Here is a 17,216-nt window from a genome sequence, read left to right on the forward strand (position 1 = left end):
TTTATTACAAACGCTTTTAGAAATTATTTATGTTGGATAATTTGATCTGCGACAGCAACAGCTTGTTGGATGTTTTTATCTTTAATAGCTTCCATCAGCTCCTCATGTTGCTTTTGTGAGGCAATGAAGGGTGTGGTATCCTTATAGATTTCCATAAAAAATTTATTCACGTGAACTGATAAGGTATTGTATAACGCTGTTAGAATGTTATTTCCACAAGATTCGGCGATTGCGCTATGAAAAGCGATGTCTGCTTCTACACAAGCAATAAGATCCCCACTAACGGCATATTTTGCTCTATTTTTAAGCGCGAGAGCCATATCTTTCAATCCTTTTGCGCTACGATTTATCGCGGCTTTTTCAATTATTTTCAATTCTAGAACGTGTCTAACCTCGAAAATATCGTTAAAATTACCTTTTTCAATTTTTGCATCAAGCGCATGGTGTCCGGTCACACTTTTGATAAATGTTCCTAAGCCTTGTTGTACATTTAGATAACCAGATTGACTTAAATACTTTATTGCTTCCCGAATTGTAGATCTTCCAACCGCAAATTGTTTCATCAACTCGGGTTCAGTAGGGAGTTTTGAATCCACCGGAAAATTACCCAATTTGATTTTTTCTTCAATTGCGGCAGCTACTTCTTCAGCCAAGGATCTTCGTACGATGTGTTCATTTTTCATATAGTCATATCATCTGATGATTGCAAAGTTAAAATAAAATTCGGCTACGACACAAATAAATTTTCAATTTTATTATCGGGCCCATTGTGGGAGTTTTTCGGATACTTCAATGTTTGCTGAAGCATATTGATATTGAAAAATAATTTCGGGCTCTATGTGGTTTTCCCGCACATCTACTCCTTTTAATGTATCGAAAATATCCAAATTGCGTTTCAGGAGTGGGAGTGCCCGAATGTATAAATCCTCAATATTTTCTAAACTGCGAGGTATTTGGCTATCCTTTCGATTTTGAGCCCGAGCCAGACAAATGTCGAGATTGTCTGTATAGAAAAATAACATTTCGATTCTATTATCTGGGTGGAAAGCTTTTATTTGCCTCAACAGGTCGAAATGTTTTTTCAACCCTAAATTGACTTCTATCGCAAAATCCTGATTAGCTAGAAGTTTATCCTGCAACATTTTCTCGAACCGTTTGTATCCATTCATTATTCCGAGTTCGCGATAACGCCGTACAGTGAGATCAGGATCAAGTATTTTAATGCCTTCAGGTATAAAATATGGTCCACAAGTGCTTTTTCCAATGTTTGGTGGCCCAGCAATTACGTAGATTGTTGCCATAATCAGATAATTCGAATTGTTCCATCCTGATATTCAGCAATCATTTGCCCGTCTTTATGATAGATCAGAGGTAGTTGCTGGGAGAACAGATGGCAGCGGATATCCTTTCCTAGGTCTTTTTTCCAAGCTATTTTTTCCTCCATTGCCATTATAAAAGGATCTTTTCGCATCTTTCCGATTGTTATCAGCTCTTCGTCTGGAATTATTTTTTTCATTTAGTATATAATTGATTGTTGTCAGGTCTCTGTGTTAAATATAAACAGATATTGTTAAATACTAAAATTATATTAACATAAAATAGCTTAAAATCCGATCTGAGCACTTCTAACAGCTATTAGATAAGGTCGTTAAGTTGAGAAAATTAAACAGGGTCTTAATACGGTGGGAATATCGGGAGATGAGAAGCTTTTCCAGATGGAAACTGTTCTCCCAAAATATGTGGATATGTTTCATGGAAGTTTTATTTCAAAGCTTCCAGGTGGTACTACTAGCATGATTCTCCTCATTGGAGTATTTTTGCAAACTGTTGTTGTGTTTTGGGCTTAAGGTTGTCGGCAACTATCAAGGTACAATAAACTTGCCATTCTACGCCATATTTACTTTTCTTTTATTGGCTTCTTTTTGAAGTACGTAGCTGTGAAAGATAGCTGAAATATGCGTAAAATTTGGGATCGAACAAAGGTCCATCCTTTCCAATGTTGATATTAACAAAAAAAGAATAAAAATCATAACTAGTATTTTTAGGTTACTGTTCTTTTTTTATTTCGTTGAATGATACTAGCTTATCTTATAGCGGTCTTGCAGATTCTATGGATTGATCTATTACAAACCGGTCTATTTTCCATCCATTTATTTGCTTTATCAAGGTCAACTGAACGTTTCGCCGTTCCTTTTTTCCTACTGAGAATTCTATTAACCAACTCTCCTCAGCGATTACTTTGTCTGAAGAATAAGTGTCTGTTCCTCCCATAGACTGCGCTGAAACCCATTTTGGAAGTGATTGATTATTTTTCCGCATTTGATCTGATAGATGATCTTTTGCTTTTTCAGGATTTTCTCCTGTTAACGCGTGCATAAATTGAGATATTGTTTCTCTCGGACTTAGCCTGGATATAAAACCTTCTGGATTTGCTCCAGTCATAAATTTACAGATTATAGTGCCATTATCACTCGTTACTTTTATAAGATCGGCTTCATATGTGATATCGATATCCGCTTTTTTATCCTCTTCCTTTTTTAGGTATTCGCTCGTATGGATAATTTTTATTACTCTATTCTTTGAGTCAAATTTGTTGATCGTAAGGCGTCTTTCTTTAAAAATATTATTGATTGCTATTTTTTCTTCACGACTTAATACAAAGCCTTTTGCATTATATTCGATTTTTATGTCGCGCTGAACATCATAGCTACCGTATAGCGTATAGGATTCCGTCATTGTGTTGTCGGTATAGGTATAACTGTACTTCGGATTGTTCTGTTTATAGTTGTAGAATGTCTCATTTTCTATCGTATTCCAGTCTTTTCTATAGGAAAAAAAATTGTTTAAATCAGTCTTTTTGTACATCTGCCCGTCAATGATTTCTTCCATGAAATCTCTGCCTTTGAAATCTAGAAATTTATTGGTTTTTAATACGATATAGGCGTCTGAGGAAAGTTTTTCATTAGGAGATAATGCATTAGGAACCATCATACTTTGGCCCAAAACCGATTGAATAAGTAATAATAACGTGAACAAAAAAATATTTCTCATCTATTATGTAATATGATTGTATTGTGCCATTTTCCATAATAAAGATAAGGTATTCATAGAAAGACTACAATCATAAAACATTGTGCTGTATTTTACTGGCTTTTCGTCAATACAATTATTTGTATTATAGTAAAAATAGAGGTCACTATTGCAAATACGAGAATTGGTGTTTGAGTCTACTAAATTTAATAATGTATTTTTTAAAAAAGGGTAAATGGAAACCAATTTAAAAGGAGTTGATTAAGATCGTATTACCCTTTGTGGGTCTTCTATGAAAATACATTATAATATATGGTTACTCGTTAATTTATAAGCTGAATTGTCGTAGGACATAGATTTCAATAAGATTTTTCTAAATTAGATCTTATAAATTGTTCTCATGAAAAAACTTCCAATTTTATTCCTACTACTGGTTTCTAATACACTCTATTCTCAAAATCTTACGCCGTACGAAAAAGGTAATGGCAATCAATCCACGACTTTTGAAGAAATGCGTGAATTCTATCGGGGATTGTCAAGGCAATTTCCCGCGATCAGTTATGAAACAAGGGGAGAGGACGATAATAAGGCTCCAATTGATGTAGTGATTTTCAACCTTTCAGAACAACCTTTGGAAGGATCGAGAAAAGACAAGTCAGTGTTGTTTATCAATAATGGGATTCATCCAGGTGAGCCAGATGGAATTGACGCCACAATGATGCTCATGCGAGATTTGGCGACAGGAAAAATAAAAGCGCCTAAAAATGTAATTATTGCTGCCATAGCTAGCTATAATGTAAGTGGTATGCTAAACCGAAATGGTTTTTCTAGAGCGAATCAAAACGGACCAGAGGAGTATGGGTTTCGTGGGAACGCAAGAAATTACGATTTAAATAGGGATTTTATAAAAACAGATACCAGAAATTCGAGGAGTTTTCAGCAGATTTTTCAATGGATAAAACCGGATGTGTTTATTGACAATCATGTCAGTAATGGGGCGGATTATCAGTATACATTCACCTATATATCTACCAATAAGGAGCGTTTAGGAAAGGAGTTAGGAGACTATTTTAATGGTCATATGCAAAGAAAACTACTTATGGATCTTGAAAATGACGGTTTTATTTCCGTCCCTTATGTCAATATTCATAATGATGTTCCCGATGGTGGTTTTCCAGTTTTTATGGATTCGCCGCGATATGCAACAGGCTATACAAGTCTATTCAATGTAATTGGTACCGTCGTGGAGACACATATGTTGAAGCCTTATAAAGAACGGGTAAAGGCAACATATGATTATATGCTATATAACCTCAAATTTATTGATGAAAACCACAAAGTTATCCGACAAAAAAGAATAGAAAATCTCAAACAGTATCGTATAGGGAATAGATATCCCATTATGTGGAAACTCGATTCTACAAAATATGAAAACATCGATTTTAAAGGTTTTGAGGCTAAATATAAGCCGAGTGAAGTTTCCTCAGAAAGTAGATTATGGTATGACCGAAATGCCAAATTTTCAAAACAAGTTAAATTGTATAACACCTATATCCCAACCAAAGAGATTACTATACCAAAGTATTATGTAATTCCACAATCCGAATGGAAAATTATTGATTTACTGAAACTCAATCAGATCAAATTGAATCCAATACAAAAGGATTCTATTATTACTGTAGAACAATATAAGATCAAAGATTTTAAGACAACTTCAAGCCCCTATGAGGGACATTATCTCCATTATGATACTTATGTATTCAAAGAACTGAAGGAAATTAAGTTCAGAGCTGGGGACTTCTTGGTCCCGCTGAATCAAGTAGGGGTAAAATTTCTTTTGGAAACACTGGAACCAGAAGCGATTGATTCCTATTTCAATTGGAATTTCTTTGATGCGATTTTAGGGCAAAAAGAATACTATTCGGCCTATGTTTTTGAAGATACTGCTGCGAAACTTTTAAAGGAAGATAAAGATCTAAAATCTGCATTTGATAAAGAGAAAGCAAGCAATCCAAAATTTGCTGCTGACGGAAAAGCACAGTTAGATTGGGTATACAGACATTCGAACTATTATGAAAAGTCACACCTTCTTTATCCTATTTTTAGAATTATGCCTTAGGTACTTATAAATAGCAGAGATTCTGTTACAAATTCCCCTAGTTGAGTTACACTGATTATTACAGTTCTTCAGAACTTTGTGTCGATAGGTAAAACAAAATAATATGCAAACAATATTAGGAGCCAATGGACAGATTGGCGAAGAACTGGCAAGGGAGCTTAAGAAAAACTTTACTTCAGCTATTCGCATTGTCAGCAGAAATGCAAAAAAGATAAATGAGACGGATGAGGTATTTTCAGCCGATCTTTCCGTATACGAGGAAGCAGTTGAAGCAGTGAGAGGAAGTAAAATTGCCTATTTTACATTAGGTCTTCCGATTAGCTCGGCATTGTGGGAAGAACAGTTTCCCCTTATTTTAAGGAACGTGATTGACGCTTGTAAGATCAATGTAACAAAACTTGTATTTTTTGATAACACTTACATGTATCCTCAGAATGATCATGCTTTAACTGAAGAAACGGCATTTGCCCCAGTAGGAAGAAAAGGGAATGTAAGAAGGAAAATGGCCGAAATGGTATTAAGTGAAATCGAGTCTGGTGAACTTGACGCAGTGATATGTCGGGCACCTGAATTTTATGGACCAGATAAAACCCAGAGCATTACCAACACCCTCATTTTTAACAACATTAAGGAAGATAAGAAACTCAGGGTACCATTGAGCGCGGCTAAGAAAAGAAGTCTGATATGGACACCAGATGCAAGTCGAGCAACGGCTTTGATCGGAAATACACCTGATGCCTTTGGCCAGACCTGGCATCTTCCTGTTGACAAAAAACACCCTACCTATAAGGAGTTTATTCGTATCGCGTCTGGTATTTACAATAAGGAACTGCAGTATACCATTGTGCCAAAGTTTGTATTTAAGATAGGAGCACTATTTAATAAGCGATTAAAAGAGCTACTTGAGCTTCTTCCAAGATATGAACATGACAATATATTCGATGATTCAAAATTTCGGAACAGATTTCCGGAGTTTCAGGTAACATCGTACCATCAGGGCATCAGTTTGATAAAAATGAACAGCTCACAATCAAAATAGAATAAGTAAATTCGTATTATATAAACTCGACAATGAACACCCCGGAGAAGGTTTCATCAATTAACACACTGCATCAATTTTTGGGATTGACAAAACCTTCAAACCCATTGATCAGTGTATTTAATTTTGATCAGGTCAGGCTAGAATCAGAAACTATTCTCAGCGCAGTGACGACAGATTTTTATGTTATTGCTTTAAAGAAGGACTGTGCAGGAGGAAAATGCAGGTATGGTCAACAATATTATGATTTTGACGAGGGTATCATGTATTTTATCGCTCCACATCAGGTATTGCAATTTAAAGATGTACTATTGAACGGTGTTCAAGGCTTTGTTCTGGTTGTTCATCCAGATTTCCTACATGGATATACACTAGCATCCCAGGTAAGAGAATATGGATACTTTTCTTATACAGCAAATGAAGCTTTGTATCTTTCGGATAAGGAGGAAAAATCCATTACAGATATTATAGACAATATTGAAAGGGAAATAGATGCCAACATGGATGCGTTCACACAAGATTTGCTAATCTCTAATCTTGACCTCTTATTAAAATATTGTGACCGTTTTTATAACCGTCAATTTCTGACAAGAAAAAAAGCCAACAACGATCTACTTTCTAAACTGGAAATCTTATTGGATGATTATTTCAAGAATGATAAATTGATTGAAAATGGGATACCCAGTGTTCATTCTATTGCAGCACAATTGAATCTCAGTGCAAACTATCTCAGTGATATGCTTCGGGTTCAAACCGGACAAACAACACAACAGCATATTCAGAATCGGCTTGTTGAAAAAGCGAAAGAACTGCTCTCAACCACTGAGATGTCTGTTTCCGAAATTGCATACCATTTGGGCTTTGAACATCCGCAATCTTTTCATCGCTTATTTAAAAGTCGTACCTCGATTTCTCCATTAGAATTTAGGGTATCATTTAATTAGTGCCTGCCACAGAGATTTGGCTACAACTTTCCTTATTTCGGTTACTTCATTTCAACTGTTTCCATGGAACTTTGTTATACTAAAGGAAATAAAGATGAGTATGCTGAAAATCTTAATTATTGTGACCAATGTTGGTGTATATGCAAATAGTAACCTAGCAACCGGTTTATGGTTGAGTGAGTTGACCCATTTGTATCATGCCGCGGAGGAGAGGGGCTACGCGGTTACAATTGCGAGCCCTAAAGGAGGTGATATTCCCGTCGATCCCGAAAGCCTCAAACATTTTACACTTGATCAAACTTCTAAAAGGTATTGGAATGAAGACAGTTTTCGAAAATTGTTGAATAATAGTAAACGATTGACCGAAGTTGCAGATGAAGATTACGATTTGATCTATCTTGCGGGGGGCCATGGTACGATGTATGATTTTCCGGATGATTTAACAATACAATCTATCATTAAGACACAGTACGAAAGTGGGAAAAACGTTGCTGCGATTTGCCATGGCGTACGTGGACTACTTAATGTTAAGCTTTCCAATGGCGAATATCTGATCAAAGGAAAAACAATTACTGGCTTTGACTGGTTTGAAGAAACAATTGCTGGTAGAAAGAAAAAAGTACCGTTTAATCTTGAAGCGGCTATCAAGGCACGTGGAGCGAATCTTAAAAAGGCGTTTGTCCCGATGACTTCAAACGTAGAAGTCGATGGCCACCTTATCACAGGACATAATCCTTTTAGTTCCAAGGAGATGGCCAAGATTGTTGTCCGACAACTTGAAGGGAAATAAATTAATAAATTGAACTCAACGATCAACAATAGTTACGTTAATCATTAAAATTCTAATTATGGCACAGAACATGAAAGCGGAAAACGATCCGCAAATCCTTTTGGGTATCCGAGAATTTTTGAAAGCGCTAAATAATAGCGGCGGTAAGCCATTAGAAACATTAACGCCCAAAGAGGCAAGACAAGTACTAGTCGATGCGCAAAAATCAGTAGAAGTCGACTATTCTGGTATTACCGAAACAGAAAGAGAAATTACGCAGGACGGAGTTACAGTGAATATACATATCGTAAAACCTGCAAATGCTGCTTCCGAAAACCTTCCGGTATTTATGTTTACGCACGGCGGGGGTTGGGTATTAGGAGATTATCCAACACATCGGAGATTAGTACGGGATTTAGTGGTAAATAGCGGTGCAGCTGCAGTTTTTACAGATTATACGCCTTCGCCTGAAGCCCAATACCCTGTTGCTATCAACCAAATATATGCAGCTACGAAATGGGTCTCTGAAAATGGCGTTGAAATTGGTGTAGATGGTCAAAATTTGGCTGCTGCCGGAAATAGTGTTGGTGGTAATATGACGGCTGTTCTCTGTCTAATGGCAAAGGACAAAGCTGGTCCAGAGATAAAATTTCAATTGTTGTTATGGCCGGTCACAGATGCCGATTTCTCTCGTGAGTCTTGGCAGAAATATGCTGAAGGACGATTTCTTACAGCCCCGTTAATGAAGTGGATGTGGGCAAATTATCTACCGGATACCGCAAAACGTAAAGAATATTATGCAACACCTTTCAATGCTTCGATAGAACAGTTGAAGGGACTTCCGCCGGCATTGGTGCAGCTAGCGGAAAACGATATCCTGTTTGACGAGGGATTAGCCTATGCTAGAAAATTAGATGAAGCAGGTGTCCCAACTACTATTCAAACTTATAATGGGTTTATTCATGACTATGGATTATTGAATCCTTTGGATCATATCGAAGCAGTGAAGCTTTCAACAGAACAAGGCGCGTTAGCGCTCAAAAAGGCGCTATTTAGAAAATAGCAGCAAGTGAATTTTAGATTAAGGTATATATTTTATTCATTGATGGCGTAAAAGTTATATTAGAATAAAGTATATACCTTTATTGTCTGGTAGCGTACTGTTTACATTCACATTTGAGATTAAAAAATTAATTAGTTACATGAAGTACATAGTGAAAGATATCATAAGTTTAACAGATAGGAAGAGACATTTTATTGAACGCTTTGTTGAAGATCTAAGCGCGATAGAACACATTGAGGCGATTGCATTGGGGGGATCACATGCGACGGGAAGAGCAAATGAAAACTCCGATATTGATATAGCCATTTATTATAACGAAAAGCAGCCTTTTTCAATCCAAGACATCAGAGAATTTGTAAAAAAATACACAATGGATGATACTCCTGTAGTCGTTGGTTTTTATGAATGGGGACCATGGGTAAACGGTGGCGCTTGGATGCATACAGAAGTGGGGAAAGTAGATATTTTATATAGAAATATAAAACATATTGAAAATACGATTGACGAAGCACAAGCGGGCAAATGGGAAAACCATTATGAACAACAGCCACCTTTTGGATTTACATCAATGATTTATTTGGCAGAATGTATTGCTTGTATTCCTTTGTATGATGCAAAAGGTATTATAAATCGGTTAAAGCGGCTGTCCACAAAATATCCCCAGGCATTAAAAGAAAGTGTGATAACTACGGCTCTCTGGTCAGCAGAATTTACATTGGCGCATCTTGATGGCTTCACTTCAAATAAAGATATATACAATCTGTCCGGCAGCTTTGCCCGTATCCTGAAAAGTTTGGTGCAAACGTTGTTTGCATTAAATGAAACATATCCTATCAGCGACAAGTATGCAATCCAATTGCTTTCAACGGCAAAAATTACGCCTCAAAATCTTGAAAATAAAGTGAATGCTATTTTGACTTTGAATGTAAAATCATTGGAAAAAAATACAGCCGAACTGAAAAATCTATTTAATGAAGTAGTCCTTCTCACCAAGGGTTTATATCATTCAAAATTTGATTTTAAGAAGTAATACAGATCTGACCTATTTGAATATCACTGCAAATAAGAGGTAAATTATGTTGCTTTAGTATCTTCGGTATTTTTGGCTGCTGTTTGTACAACTTTGGTGACCTTGCTTTTGGCCGACGATTTAACTGCAGCTGCTTTAGGTTCCGGTGATGTTGCTTTTGTAGGCGTGACCTTAGACTGCTGTTGTTTGGTTGAACTAGGGGTATTTTTGACTGTTGCTTGAGCGACTTTGGGGGTTGTTCTTTTGGCTGGTGATTTAACTGCAGTTGTTTTAGGAGCCGATGATATTGTTTTTGTTGGTGCGGGCTTAGGCTGTTGTTTGGTTGAGCTAGGGGTATTTTTGGCTGCTGTTTGCACAACTTTGGGAGCACTGCTTTTTGTAGACGAATTAACTGCAGCTGCTTTAGGAGCCGGTGATGTTGCTTTTGTAGGCGTGACCTTAGGCTGTTGTTTGGTTGAACTAAGTGTATTTGTAACTGTTGCTTGAGCGACTTTAGGTTCTTGATTATCTACGCTGTTCGTTTTAGTAACTGGTTGAGCATCTTTAATTAGTGTTTTTTTAGCTGATGCTTTAGGTGTATTTTCTTTGATAGGAGTAGACTTACTCTTATCAACAACAAGTTCTTTTTTTACAAGTTTTTCTTTTGCTGATTTAACGCTTTTTTTCTTTAAATCCTTGTTTTTAATGCCTTCTGTCAATAATTTGGCGGTTTTTTCTATCCGATTACGAAACTCCTTTTCGCTCAAATGAGCACGCAAGTACTCGATCGCACTATGTAGATGAGTAATTACTTGACTTTTTAATTCTTTTTTTGGAGATGGAATTTTTGCAGATTTTGCCATAATTTATTGTTGTTTTGGGAATTAACATAAATATAACATTAATTTAATCAAAAATACGATAAGCGACAATAAATTTTATTGACTGATAACAGATAAATATTGGAAGGTCTTTCTACCAATTTACCGTCTTGGATGTTAGCTCGTTACAACATAATCGAAGGATCTCTTGCATTTTTTGATAAACTTATTTCGTCATCAAATCATCGAAACTAGTCACTTTTTTTTCAATAAGAAACTCGTATCCTTTAAGTTTGACTAAACAATTTGAGATAAGCGCATGCTCGTTTAAGATTTGAACAGATAAAATACATTATTATGCCAAAAAGATATTTTCTTGTTCCGTTAATAGGTTTATTCTTTATGGGTAAATCCATTTTTAGGGTTTACAGTTACAGATCGGAGTTGGGAGATCGCCATACCCTAGCAATGCACGATTCAATAGTGACAGTAAAATTACAACGTATTTTAAAGAGATATGGAGAAATTGATAAGCCTGGCTTCGTATTTATGGTAAAATATGATAGTAGCGCCTGTTATCAAGGATCAATAGGAGTTGCCTCTAGGTACCCAGTTAAGAATTAGCATTGAGCGACGGAGCCAGTTTCCTCTTACGCTGAAACTGGCAAATTTGATGATGTGAGATGGACGCATACCATAGAAGGACTGGTACATTACGCCAAGATCCTTTTAAGATAGATGCCTCAGAACACTAACTTACTATCAAAATCTGAACTGACGAGCACGACTGATGTCTCCATTTGTCGCAAGGGGATATTCCAATATTTCCGCAGTAATTCTTCTTTTTCTATATGGCTAACTTGACGAAAGCCGTTTTTTACATAGAAATTAATTGCCCAATTGGCATTAGCCCAAGTGCCAATTAGGATTGGTTTGTTGCTAAGTGTTGAAAGGTGTTTTAACAATTTGCCACCAATTCCGTTATTTCTGGCTGTCGTCCTCACATATGCATGGCGGATTAGGGTCACATCTGATTTGTGTTGAATCCCCATTACACCAAGTATAGCGTTATCTTGGTGATAGCACCAAAATTCAACTCCATCAGCAATTTGCTCCCGCAGCTCATGTTCATCCATATAGGGCTCTTTCCACCGGTCCTCAGGTATCTTACCCTTGTAAGCTGTAGATGCATCGTTAATAATCTCGTACATCGTATTGAATTCTGAATTTAGACTCTTTCGTATCATATCCCTTAACATATAATTCATGAAATATTTTCCATTGTTATTTTATAAGTCAAAATTATAAGACTGAGATCGCATAGTGCTTTACATATGTTGAGAAAAATACTATTTTAACTGCTTACGAATTCTGCTAAGCTGGGTGGGGGTAATACCGAGATGGGAAGCGATATCCCGTAGGGATACGTAGTTCTCTATATTAGAATGACGTTTTAAAAATTTCTCATATCTAATTTGAGCTTCCTCCATGACGATGGATACTTCTCGTTCTTCTTTATCGATGACCCAATTCTTTTCAAGATAATGAATATAAAAGGATTTTAGGTCGTCTGTTTGGAAAAGCAGTTCTCTGAACTTTTTATAGGAAAGACTCAATAATGAACAGTGGGTTATGGCTTGAAGGGTAAATTTTGAGGGACGATTTAGAATGCAGGAAACTGTAGATGCGACAAAGTCACCCCCAACAGCAATATTCTTGTTATAAATTTGTCCCTTTTCATCACTTATATATGCTCTTAAATAACCTGTGTGCAAAAAGCAAAACTCACGTCCAATGGAACCCTGTTGCACAAGTACTTGATTTCTTTCGAGGTTCACAACTGTTGCTATTTTTAAAAGATTCTCAAATGAAACTTGTGAAATTTTATGATATGAGTATATTTTTTCCTTAAAGAGTTGTTTCAAAGATTCTTCCATAGGGATAAAAATAGCAAATTTAAGACAGTAGTAATTGCTTCGGGTAAATTTTGTATTTGTTTTATAAAGTATCGATTGTGCTTTCTATTGTCGTTTATTTCTATAGCAATTCTTTCATTAAATTATGTTAGAATACACAAAAGCAACCTTTCCGTTGCCGGAGGTTGCTTAAGTTACACCACAAAGCAGCTGATATGGTTTCAGCGTTTATTCACAGACCGATGGAGCAAGTTTTGTGTGCATTGTCTCTTCACTTTCTGTATTTTCTTTTGGAAAACTGACAAAACTCATAGCGAATGTTACAGCGAGCAACAGAATACTTACCCATAAAACATAATGAACTCCGTAATACGCGCTTATTACCCCACCGAGAAATGCACCTAAGGATATGCCAATATTGAATGATGAAGTAAGTAAGCTATTGACAAATTCTAAGGCATGATGAGGAACAGACTGTGTTGTTCTGATATTTGAAACTAAAAAGCCTCCCGTATGAATCATTCCCCAAAGGGAAACGATAACGACCATTGGCGTAAAGATTCCACCAAGGTAGTAAGCTAAAACCTGTACTGTAATTAAAGAAGCCAAAAAAAGTCTTGCAGTCAATAACACATTTCTATTCAGGGCTAACCCCATAAGCCAGTTTCCTAAAGTTCCCATGCCACCAAAAAGAAGCAACATGATACTGATCTGTGCCCCATCCATTTTTGTAATTTGCTCAAGATAGGCAGTAAGATAAGTGTAACTCGAGAACATTGCTGCTAATGTACAAATGGTAGAAATCAGATTGAGCCACAATTGTGGACTTTTTAGAACGGATATCTGATTCTGTGTAGACTTCGAGTTATCTGCTGGGATAGAAGGTATGAAGAGTAATAGACCGATAAAGGCAATCAAACTGATTGCGCTACTGAGGAAGAACGAAGCCTGCCAATTGTGGAAGAGATCTACAGCATATGTCGTTAATGGAATACCTAATACTGTAGCTAAGCTTAGCCCTAACATCACTGTAGAAACACCTTTTGCACCATTGTTTTTAAAGGCTATGGCAATAGAGATATTCCAGAATAGGGGATGTAAAATGGCTGGTAGTATACGGGCGACCATGAGTATCGAGAAATTTGACGAAAATGCTGAGATTAAGTTTGAGAAAACGAATATGCTCATGACCAAACACAAAAGGAGTTTTCGGTTTATTTTGGTCGTGAATGAAGTGATAAAAGGAGAGGAGACTGCGACAGTTATGGCAAAAGCACTAAGCAACCACCCCGCAGTATCTATTGATACCTGGAATTGCCGACTAATCGTTGGAAGGATGCCAACTATCCCAAATTCAGTGGTGATTATGCCAAAAGCGCCCAGGGCCAGGACGTAGATCGAATTTTTCATTGATGTCTAAAATTTATGTATAGCAAATTTGAACAGAAAAATTCTAAAAAATCAGTATATTTTAATGATAAATAGGTATTTTTACATGATGAAACGCGAGAATATCGACCAATTGGTCAAAGTAGAGCATCATAAGGAGGTAAACTGTTCACTAAAAGACAATCAGTTCTCTTTTTTTCAAATCATATATGTGATTTGTGGAAAAGGATTCCTTAAGATAAATAACAATACAGCCTCATACAGCGAAGGTAGCCTGATCCTCCTTACACCAAATGATCAGCACTATTTGGAAATTGTCGAGAAAACGGAACTTTTGCTTATCAAGTTTAGCGAACGTTATGTTAAGGATTACAAATGGAACAGTATTAATTCTATGGAGTGCCTATTATATGGTGCTTCCTATTTGTCGGGCTGCATCTTACAGAATAAACCTGATGTAATTTTGGTTGATTCGATTGTATCGTCACTTCTTCACAATATCAATCATCCAGACCTCTTCCATGAAGAGCTGACACTACACTATGTGAATGCTATTATTGTAATTGCTGCACGCAATATTTCAAAGATGAGGGTAGAGCATGTAGCCTCTAATACAGACAAGAGGGCATTAGATATCATTAATTATATCCAAGGAAATATCCATGATCCAGCCCTGTTAAAGGTTTCTTCGATAGCACAAAAATTTGGTTTCTCTGAAAGCTATCTTGGTAGCTACTTTAAAAAGCAATGTGGTGAAACTATCCAGCATTATATATTGAATTATAAAATAAGATTGATTGAGCATAGACTTCTTTTCAGCGATATGCGGGTTAACGAAATTGTTTCCGAATTTGGCTTTTCCGACGAAAGCCATCTCAATAAATTCTTTAAAAAGCGGCATGTAATGAGCTTGACTGAATTCAGAAAGACAAAAGGACAAACAGAGTTGCAAGCTTAAATAAGACATCGGAACTGTCTGTACCAAGAAATTCGGTAGCAAACGAATGATAGAAAGCTTGAAAAAATGATTAAAATTGACTCACAAAATATATAAATGGAAAATATTGAAACATCCGAATGGTTTTGGGCTATTGTAGAAAAGGCAGCACTTAGTAGGGAAAAGTTGAAAGAGATTCTTATTTCTTTTTCTAAAGAGGAAATAATTAGGTTTCAGGAAGAATTTGTGGACGCTTCTATTGAATTACAGTGTGAACCATACACTGATTATATGGAAGAGTCAGAAGACGGGAGGGAAGATATTGCAAACTGGGTGGTGAGTAATGGTGAAAATTTCTATTTTGAAATTTTAGATAAGCCAGAGAAAATACCCTATAATGTTAGTGATTTTACAGAAAAGATACTTTATGGGATAGCGGATGAAGTTTGCCTAGAAAAATATGGAGAGTCTACAGGCATTTATACTTGATTTGATATTTATATCCAGCGATAAACAATAGTGTGTATCGGTTTGGGTTGTAATTCTTAGCATAAAGGCCTTTTGCAAATTATAGTTGTATATATATCTGTTCATAATCCACTTTGTGGATGCCGTTGATATTTCTCCTATACTTTTCTATAAACTTGCTGAAGTTAGTAAATAAGAGCGAACGGAGCAACAAATCGATGGGTTTCTCGCAAGTAGACTATCTTTTAGTGCATTTACATATAACGAATAGTCATATCATAAAAACGAATCTTAAACAATGTGCATCGAATATAAGATTGTGGTTCGTTGTGATGAAAAATAACGTAGTTTTAAGTCGAATTCACCATTAATCTGTGATCAACACTTTGAAGAAAGTCATAGAAATAATTGAATTGAAACTACTTAATGAAAATTCATATTTTGAATGTTTACTTGGAAGTATATGAAAAAAATTATATTTAGGTTTTCGCTGTTTAATCTTCTACTATGTATTCTGTTATTTATCCTTTATAGAATTGTTATTAGCAGATTAGAGCCTGCCGGTGCGACTCTTTTTGATAGTTTTCTTAGCATTATGGATTTGTTTCTAAGTCTTGGGTTTTCAATGCTATATGTTGTTGTTATTTGCGTTAGTACCCCGTTGTTTTTTCTAAATCAAATTGAAAAAATTAGGAACAGTTATTTTTTGTCCTTATTGACATTTTCAGGAATTCCGTTCTTGTGCGTTGTTTTTCTGGCTGTCACTGTTTTGGTTGATATTTACCAATATAGTGTAACACTGATTCCATTAAAAATACTGTTATGCTTTTCAATAATCTATTTATTATGTACTATTGTTGAATTTCTAGTGTTCAGAAAAAAGCTTAGAAAAGTAATGGATAGTTGATTTGAATATAGTTGTGGAAAAGCTAGTTATATACCTTCGCTAGATAATATAATAATCGTTATTGAACGGGAATTGTCAATAACGATTATGTACTATCAATGACTTAGAGCTCATTAGGTCAAAACTTCGTCGATTATTCCAAATTCTTTTGCTTCAGCTGCGACCATCCAATGATCTCTGTCACTAACATCGTGAACTTTCTGATAGCTTTGGCCGCTATGCTTGGCTATAATATCATAAAGTTCTTTTTTTATTTTTAAAACTTGATTGGCAGTAATTTCAATGTCTGATGCCTGTCCTTGCACACCTCCTAAGGGTTGGTGCAACATAACCCGTGCATGCGTCAGGGCGCTTCGTTTGCCCTTAGCGCCACCACAAAGTAATATTGCGCCAAAAGAGAGGGCCATGCCGGTACAGATTGTGGCAACATCCGGACTAATCAATTGCATGGTATCGTAAATGCCAAGTCCCGCATAAACTTCACCACCAGGTGAGTTAATATACATATGTATATCCTTTTTGGGGTCAACGGACTGAAGGAACAATAGTTGGGCTTGTACGATATTTGCAATATTGGATTCGACAGGAGCTCCCATAAATATAATACGGTCGATCATTAACCTGGAGAAAACATCCATCTGTGATACTCGCAACTCGCGTTCCTCGGTAATATAAGGTGTCATCGCATGGGGGATACTGGAACTTTCGATATGTGCAATGTAGTTATCTACCCTTTCTTTTGGGACATAGCAGTGCCCAGCCGCAAATTTGCGGAACTCATTTTTGTCAATATTCATGATTTTGG

Annotated in this window: 17 protein-coding genes; 8 read left to right on the plus strand and 9 right to left on the minus strand. The window is 36.2% G+C overall.

Features of this window, described 5'->3' with window-relative positions; genetic code table 11:
- Positions 1-23: 23 nt before the first annotated feature.
- The 4 genes from M2408_RS02820 to M2408_RS02835 all read right to left on the minus strand — a co-directional run bounded on the left by M2408_RS02820 (position 24) and on the right by M2408_RS02835 (position 3,051).
- Complete coding sequence (locus M2408_RS02820) at positions 24-683, minus strand: FadR/GntR family transcriptional regulator (RefSeq protein WP_259179065.1); 660 nt, start codon at positions 681-683, stop codon at positions 24-26.
- A 72-nt stretch (positions 684-755) separates the two neighbouring features.
- Positions 756-1,301, minus strand: coding sequence for a hypothetical protein (locus M2408_RS02825; protein ID WP_259179068.1), 546 nt, complete (start codon positions 1,299-1,301; stop codon positions 756-758).
- Between the two features lie 2 nt (positions 1,302-1,303).
- Entirely contained in the window at positions 1,304-1,516 is a 213-nt protein-coding gene (locus M2408_RS02830) for a hypothetical protein (RefSeq protein ID WP_259179071.1), read from the minus strand.
- Positions 1,517-2,088: 572 nt separating this feature from the next.
- Positions 2,089-3,051 (minus strand): hypothetical protein, encoded by a 963-nt coding sequence (locus M2408_RS02835; RefSeq protein ID WP_259179073.1) that lies wholly within the window; start codon positions 3,049-3,051, stop codon positions 2,089-2,091.
- A 379-nt stretch (positions 3,052-3,430) separates the two neighbouring features.
- Between M2408_RS02835 and M2408_RS02840 the strand changes: the two genes are divergently transcribed.
- From M2408_RS02840 to M2408_RS02865, 6 genes are all read left to right on the plus strand, one after another.
- Positions 3,431-5,149 (plus strand): hypothetical protein, encoded by a 1,719-nt coding sequence (locus tag M2408_RS02840; RefSeq protein ID WP_259179074.1) that lies wholly within the window; start codon positions 3,431-3,433, stop codon positions 5,147-5,149.
- A 103-nt stretch (positions 5,150-5,252) separates the two neighbouring features.
- Positions 5,253-6,188 (plus strand): NAD-dependent epimerase/dehydratase family protein, encoded by a 936-nt coding sequence (locus tag M2408_RS02845; RefSeq protein ID WP_259179075.1) that lies wholly within the window; start codon positions 5,253-5,255, stop codon positions 6,186-6,188.
- A 32-nt stretch (positions 6,189-6,220) separates the two neighbouring features.
- Positions 6,221-7,132 carry an AraC family transcriptional regulator gene (locus tag M2408_RS02850; protein ID WP_259179076.1) on the plus strand — a complete coding sequence of 304 codons (912 nt, stop codon included), beginning with the start codon at positions 6,221-6,223 and terminating at the stop codon, positions 7,130-7,132.
- Positions 7,133-7,226: 94 nt separating this feature from the next.
- Positions 7,227-7,922: a type 1 glutamine amidotransferase domain-containing protein gene (locus M2408_RS02855; RefSeq protein ID WP_259179077.1), complete on the plus strand. Its 696-nt coding sequence runs from the start codon at positions 7,227-7,229 to the stop codon at positions 7,920-7,922.
- 58 nt (positions 7,923-7,980) lie between these two features.
- Entirely contained in the window at positions 7,981-8,964 is a 984-nt protein-coding gene (locus M2408_RS02860; RefSeq protein WP_259179078.1) for an alpha/beta hydrolase, read from the plus strand.
- 139 nt (positions 8,965-9,103) lie between these two features.
- Complete coding sequence (locus M2408_RS02865; RefSeq protein ID WP_259179079.1) at positions 9,104-9,994, plus strand: nucleotidyltransferase domain-containing protein; 891 nt, start codon at positions 9,104-9,106, stop codon at positions 9,992-9,994.
- A gap of 44 nt (positions 9,995-10,038) precedes the next feature.
- Here M2408_RS02865 and M2408_RS02870 read toward each other — a convergent pair whose 3' ends face one another.
- The 4 genes from M2408_RS02870 to M2408_RS02885 all read right to left on the minus strand — a co-directional run bounded on the left by M2408_RS02870 (position 10,039) and on the right by M2408_RS02885 (position 14,120).
- Complete coding sequence (locus M2408_RS02870; protein WP_259179080.1) at positions 10,039-10,836, minus strand: hypothetical protein; 798 nt, start codon at positions 10,834-10,836, stop codon at positions 10,039-10,041.
- A gap of 701 nt (positions 10,837-11,537) precedes the next feature.
- Entirely contained in the window at positions 11,538-12,041 is a 504-nt protein-coding gene (locus M2408_RS02875) for a GNAT family N-acetyltransferase (RefSeq protein WP_259179081.1), read from the minus strand.
- A gap of 102 nt (positions 12,042-12,143) precedes the next feature.
- Complete coding sequence (locus M2408_RS02880) at positions 12,144-12,731, minus strand: Crp/Fnr family transcriptional regulator (RefSeq protein WP_259179082.1); 588 nt, start codon at positions 12,729-12,731, stop codon at positions 12,144-12,146.
- Positions 12,732-12,938: 207 nt separating this feature from the next.
- Positions 12,939-14,120, minus strand: a complete 1,182-nt coding sequence (locus tag M2408_RS02885) for an MFS transporter (RefSeq protein ID WP_259179083.1) — start codon at positions 14,118-14,120, stop codon at positions 12,939-12,941.
- A gap of 85 nt (positions 14,121-14,205) precedes the next feature.
- Here M2408_RS02885 and M2408_RS02890 point away from each other — a divergent pair, with 85 nt between their 5' ends.
- Complete coding sequence (locus tag M2408_RS02890) at positions 14,206-15,057, plus strand: AraC family transcriptional regulator (RefSeq protein WP_259179084.1); 852 nt, start codon at positions 14,206-14,208, stop codon at positions 15,055-15,057.
- A 96-nt stretch (positions 15,058-15,153) separates the two neighbouring features.
- Positions 15,154-15,525, plus strand: a complete 372-nt coding sequence (locus M2408_RS02895; protein WP_259179085.1) for a DUF4240 domain-containing protein — start codon at positions 15,154-15,156, stop codon at positions 15,523-15,525.
- Positions 15,526-16,524: 999 nt separating this feature from the next.
- On the opposite strand, the gene M2408_RS02900 is transcribed toward M2408_RS02895, so the two are convergent.
- On the minus strand, positions 16,525-17,208 hold the full coding sequence (locus M2408_RS02900) for an ATP-dependent Clp protease proteolytic subunit (RefSeq protein WP_259179087.1): 684 nt from the start codon (positions 17,206-17,208) through the stop codon (positions 16,525-16,527).
- Positions 17,209-17,216: the final 8 nt, after the last annotated feature.

The organism is Sphingobacterium sp. BIGb0165 (assembly GCF_024810095.1).
In the GTDB taxonomy this organism is placed as follows: domain Bacteria; phylum Bacteroidota; class Bacteroidia; order Sphingobacteriales; family Sphingobacteriaceae; genus Sphingobacterium; species Sphingobacterium detergens.